The following is a 5,001-nucleotide window of genomic DNA, read 5'->3' on the forward strand; positions in this document are numbered from 1 at the left end:
GCCGAACGGACCGCCGCCACCTGGTTGAGGACCTCGTGGCAGTCCTTGCCCTCCTCCACCATGCGGATGATGCCTCGAACCTGACCTTCGATGCGGCGAAGACGGCGCAGCACCGCCCTCCGGGAATCTTCATCCGCGGTCATCTGCCCTCCTCGCTCCGGACGGAACAGGGATATTATATAACGGCCTCCGGTGGATTGCATATCGATCGTCCCGGGTCGAACATTGAGAGACCGCGACTTCGACCCGTCGAACTTCCTATTGTCTCGGCGGGACGACGGTGCGGGCTCCCGACCATTGCAAACCCGTGAGCACCTGCCGTGACGACACCGCGCTTTCCGCGAGTACATCCTGAAGGCATCCCGCATCTTCGATGCTGACGCACCCCGTCAAGCCCTGCCGTCACCGTCAGGTGCAACGCGGCGGTCTACGGTCCCTAACCGGAGACCGCGACCCCGTACGTCCCGGTTCCCTCACCACTCCCGAATAACCGGCCATGCGCGAGGCCCGCGCGCTCTCCGGCATGAAGGCGGCGGTTTATCCCGGCGTTGAAAGGGGAACAACCGACTTGAAAGCAACGGGGCGGCCGAATGAACCCGACATCGAGACGCCGGTGCGTGACGTGAGGACCGCCGGGTTGGGCGCGCCCGGGGGCGGACAGGGATGGGCAGGGCAGACGGAGAAATTATCCGGGGGCGCAGGATATCCGTGAGCGGACCTGACACCGTCCCAACCCGCTGTAAGAACGCCGGAAGGCAGGGACGGTAAATACCGAAAGGGGGGTCGAAAGATGGAGAAACAGGTGGGAAGGGTCACCCACTACTTCAGCAAGGTGGGCGTAGCGGCCATAGAGCTCGAGGACGAGCTCAAGGTCGGGGACACCATACACGTAAAGGGGCACACCTCCGACTGGACCCAGAAGGTGGAATCCATGCAGATCGAACACCGCCCGGTGGAACGGGCGGGCCCCGGTGACGTCGTCGGGATCAAGGTCACGGAGCACGCTCGCGAACACGACGTCGTCTATAGGGTCGTCGAGGATTAGGCGAGGCGGTTTCCCGAGCCGGTATGGTTTATAATCGCTCACGAGGACGATCGGCGTGAAAGGAGAGGGGATGTCGACCGGCCCGGGAAGCGAGGGAAAAGGCCTGGAGTTCGAGGTCCGGGGAGGTCCCTGGGAGGTATTTCACGCTCTTGTCTTTTACGTTGCGGTGGCCTGCGCCGTGCTGGCGACTGCGGGGGTCGCCCGCATGGCCACCGGGATAAGCGCCGTGGCGTTGCTCTTCTACAGCATCCTGGCTGTATTCTCATCTCCCACCTATCTGGTGATCGTACCGGAAGAGAAGGCCGTGGTATGGGAACGCTACCGCTTCTTCCTCCCCCTCCGCCGCAAGTACCTCAGCGAGGATCTAAAAGAGATCGTGGTCCTGGAGTCGGGCGGAGGGCCCAGGGAAGGGGATGATGGAAGGCCCCCGGGGAGGAGCCTCGCCTATTCAGCCCGCGTCTACCTCCGCTGGCGCGGGGGGAGCAAACGGAGGGTGTTCCGTTCAGAGATGTCCGGCTCCCCGGAGGAGAACCGGACCCGGGCCTACCTGGTCGCGGAAGCGTTGGCCATAAACCTGGGCCTGCCGGTCTCCTACTCCGGGGAGAGGCGGGGGGGCCGAGGGGAAGGATGAGACGTTCATGTCCGTTGAGAAGCGCGTAGGCCAAGGGGCCGGTTTCCGGAAAACCGCTGTGGCGGCACTGGCGGCGCTGCTCGCGCTTGCCGTATCCGCTTGCGGAAACGGCCGCGAAGACCTGCACTCCTGGGAGAGGGATCCCATCGTTCCCGGCTACTCGGCCGCTGACATCGAGATCGGGAGCGCCTTCTCCGCCGTCCTCGAGGTCCACGGGGAGCCGGAAGAACACCGGCGGGACGGCGGCTACCTGTATGCCTATTACGGCCGCACCCGCCAGGGCGGGAAGATCGACGACCCCGCCTCCTGGATCCTGGTGGTCACCCTTTACGACCAGGGAAACGGGTACCTCGACCCGGATGACGAGGTGGGCGCGGTGGAGGTCTCTTCGCCCTACGCCGGAAGGACCTCCGGCGGGGTGGGAATAGGCAGCACCGCCGGGGAGGTGGAAGAAGAATTCGGTTCCTGCCCGAACGTCTCCACCTCCTCCACCGAATACGGTGAGCTTTTCCTCTACTCCTATGCCGACCGCGGCGTGGAGTTCCTCATAAGCTCTCTGGAGGGCGTGGTCACCGTCATGGTGACCGCTTACGGGGGACTGCGCCCGGTGGAGGAAAAGTCCGGAGAGGGGGCGAGCGCGGAGGGGATCTTCGGATCCCACCGGGCGGACCCCATCCTTCCGGGACAGTCCGCCGCGGGCATCGGCATAGGGGCCGACTTCCGGTCCGTGAGGGAAATCTACGGACCTCCGGATTCCAGCGGTCACACCACGGAAGGCCTGGTATACGCCACTTACACCGGGGGATACGGAACGTGGAAGCTCACCGTCTACCTGGAGGACCGCGACAAGGGCAAGGGGTTGGACGACTTCGACACCGTGGTCTCCATCTGTCTACGCCATCCCTACGCCGGAAGGACCCCCAAGGGGGTGGGCATCGGTTCCTCCCAGGCGGAGGTGATCAAGGAGTTCGGGACACCGGAGAGGCAGACCGCCGGCCTCCACCAGGGCGAGCAGGTGACCGTCCTGGAATATAATACCAAGGGAATCGTCTTCGCCCTGCGCTCCACCACCGGTGAGGTCACGGAGATCGACGTCAACCGGCCTCTTGCCTCCTCCTGAGCCGGGCGCCCGCGGTCCCGGCCTCAACGGCCCAGGCGCCGCCGCAGAGAACGAAGATCGCGTCGCGCCGTGCGTCCCCTCTCGTCTGACCACGGGCTCAAGTCCAACTCACCCACCATCCCGGCGGGCCGCTTCCTCCCCCGAGCCGCCCACATCTCCAGCACGGGACGGGCCCGCCGCAGGTAGTGCAGGTGAGGGGTGACGTTCTCCCCAGCGCTATCGGCGATGCATTCCCCGGCCAGCTTCCCGCTCTCCAGGGCCAGGCGGATGCCGAAACCCCAGGGGTCGAGAAATCCGGCCGCCTCGCCGGCCAGGAGGGCGCTTCCCGCCCCGAGGTTGAACCTGCCGCCCCGTGCCATGCGGTTGGAAACGGAGAGCATGCGCACCGGTTCCCCCCTCAACGCCAGTCCTATGCGGCGGGAGAGGAACTCACTGAGGGTATCCAGCTCCCTCTGCCAGCGGTGCTCCTCCCCGCAGCTCACCGCCATGCCCACCGTCCCGGCGCGCACGAAGAACCTTCCCAACCCCTCACCTCGCGCCAAGGCCACCATTCCCAACCACCGGGAGTCCCAGTCCGCCTCCCCCTCCCAGAGGACCAGCACCGTCCTCTCCAGCGCGGGTAGGGTGTGTAACCGGTAGAACTCGGGGCGGACCATCCTGGCCACCAAGCTCTCCGCGCCGTCCGCTCCCACAAGATAGGTGGCCTCCGCCTCTTCCTCATCGTCCTCATGGAGGAAGCGTATGCGGACGTAGAACCTCCCGACGGTCACCTCCGTCACCCGGCACCCGTCCCGCACCTCGGCCCCGCACGCCCTGGCCAGGAAAGCGTCGAGAGATGCGCGCCTCACCCAGAGCCCCTCCCCGGAAAAGGGAAGAAGGTATTCGCCTCCTCCATCACTCAAGACCTTCACCCCCAGGGCTTCCGCCGGCTCCGCCAGGCATTCCGCGGGGAGCGGGCCGAAGCCCTCCTCCAACAACCGCCTGCCCTCCGGGGACAGAAGGCCCATGCAGGCCTTCTCCCTGGGCAACCCGTACTTGTCCAGGAGGAGCACCTTGAACCCTCTCGAGGCGAGCTCCCTGGCGGCCATGCAGCCGGCGGGTCCCGCCCCCACCACCGCCACGTCGTAATGCATCCCTCTACCTCACATTCAGAAAACAGCTTTACTGAGCCGTCGTGCGGGATTAAATCTATATCCGCGCAGCCATGCTGGCAAGGAGAGCGGTCAAGGCCTGAGGTGGCCGGGCTTTGTCAAGCGGGCCGGGCGTGCACGGGACGCAGGCGCTTGCGATGCATGTCCAGCGCTTTGGCATATATTTCCAAATAGCCCTCGGCCATGGCTCGGGGGCTGAACCTCTCCTCCGCCGCCCGGCGGCAGGTGAGCGGGTCGATTTCGTCGATGCGGTCCAGGAAGGGCAGCAGTCCTTCCGGCGTGTCGGCCAGGAAACCGGTCACCCCGTGCTCTACGACCTCCGGCGCCGCTCCCCAACGCGTGGCCAGGACCGGCGTCCCGCATGCCAGGGACTCTGCCATCACCAGCCCGAAGGGCTCCTCCCACTGGATGGGGAAGAGGAAGGCGGCGGCCCGCGAGATCAGGCACACCTTCTCCGCCTGGGAGACCTCCCCGAGGTATACGGCGTTCTCCCCATCCAGCAGGGGACGCACCCGCCGCTCGAAATACTCCCTGTCGCGCCCGGGGTCGATCTTCCCTGCCAGAAGGATGCGCCTTCCCGCCCTCCGGGCCAGGCGCACGGCGTGCTCCGTCCCCTTGGCCTCGCAGATGCGACTCACGCAGACCAGGTAATCGTCCTTCTCCCCGGCGAAGCGGTGCTCTTCAACGTCCACGGCGTTTGGTACTACGCCGAGGTAGTTCAGTTCCGGGCAGCAGTCGCGCTGCCTTCGGCTTATGGCGACGTAATAGCAGTCATCACGGAAAGCCCGGTAGAATAGGCGCGTGTCAGCGGTGAAGGGGCCGTGCAGTGTGTGGACCACGGGCTGGGAGAGGAGTGCAGCGAAGGCCGGGCCCAGAAACCCGGAATGGTCGTGGACCAGATCGTAGGGTCCTGAGGAGATCATCCTATAGGCCTGCCCCACGTGGTAAGCGTCGAAGAGGGTTTCCCCCATGTGCGAGGTAGGAGCCTCTTCCAGGCTTATCACCTGGCGGGCCAAGGTTCGGGAGGGACCGGCGGCGAAGAGGGTCACTTCCT

General features: G+C 65.6%; 6 protein-coding genes. 3 read left to right on the top strand and 3 right to left on the bottom strand.

Annotated features, from left to right (window positions below; translation table 11 throughout):
• Window positions 1-368 (bottom strand): metal-sensitive transcriptional regulator (locus tag H7007_RS13770; RefSeq protein ID WP_350340654.1); only part of this gene is annotated, 368 nt, incomplete at its 3' end.
• A gap of 422 nt (window positions 369-790) precedes the next feature.
• Here H7007_RS13770 and H7007_RS11960 point away from each other — a divergent pair.
• The 3 genes from H7007_RS11960 to H7007_RS11970 all read left to right on the top strand — a co-directional run bounded on the left by H7007_RS11960 (window position 791) and on the right by H7007_RS11970 (window position 2,796).
• Complete coding sequence (locus tag H7007_RS11960) at window positions 791-1,045, top strand: hypothetical protein (RefSeq protein ID WP_287155538.1); 255 nt, start codon at window positions 791-793, stop codon at window positions 1,043-1,045.
• Window positions 1,046-1,115: 70 nt separating this feature from the next.
• Window positions 1,116-1,676 carry a hypothetical protein gene (locus H7007_RS11965; protein WP_287155539.1) on the top strand — a complete coding sequence of 187 codons (561 nt, stop codon included), beginning with the start codon at window positions 1,116-1,118 and terminating at the stop codon, window positions 1,674-1,676.
• 7 nt (window positions 1,677-1,683) lie between these two features.
• Window positions 1,684-2,796, top strand: a complete 1,113-nt coding sequence (locus H7007_RS11970; protein WP_287155540.1) for a hypothetical protein — start codon at window positions 1,684-1,686, stop codon at window positions 2,794-2,796.
• Window positions 2,797-2,819: 23 nt separating this feature from the next.
• Here H7007_RS11970 and H7007_RS11975 read toward each other — a convergent pair whose 3' ends face one another.
• Window positions 2,820-3,929, bottom strand: coding sequence for an NAD(P)/FAD-dependent oxidoreductase (locus H7007_RS11975; RefSeq protein WP_287155541.1), 1,110 nt, complete (start codon window positions 3,927-3,929; stop codon window positions 2,820-2,822).
• Between the two features lie 116 nt (window positions 3,930-4,045).
• Window positions 4,046-5,001 (bottom strand): glycosyltransferase family 4 protein (locus H7007_RS11980; protein ID WP_287155542.1); only part of this gene is annotated, 956 nt, incomplete at its 5' end.

It is taken from the genome of Candidatus Solincola tengchongensis (genome assembly GCF_015711935.1).
GTDB lineage: Bacteria > Actinomycetota > Geothermincolia > Geothermincolales > RBG-13-55-18 > Solincola_A > Solincola_A tengchongensis.

Excerpts from the sequence above, each read along its gene's own strand:
- H7007_RS11960 (WP_287155538.1), top strand. The coding sequence starts at position 791 with ATGGAGAAACAGGTGGGAAGGGTCACCCACTACTTCAGCAAGGTGGGC.
- H7007_RS11975 (WP_287155541.1), bottom strand. The coding sequence starts at position 3,929 with ATGCATTACGACGTGGCGGTGGTGGGGGCGGGACCCGCCGGCTGCATG.
- H7007_RS11965 (WP_287155539.1), top strand. The coding sequence starts at position 1,116 with ATGTCGACCGGCCCGGGAAGCGAGGGAAAAGGCCTGGAGTTCGAGGTC.
- H7007_RS11970 (WP_287155540.1), top strand. The coding sequence starts at position 1,684 with ATGTCCGTTGAGAAGCGCGTAGGCCAAGGGGCCGGTTTCCGGAAAACC.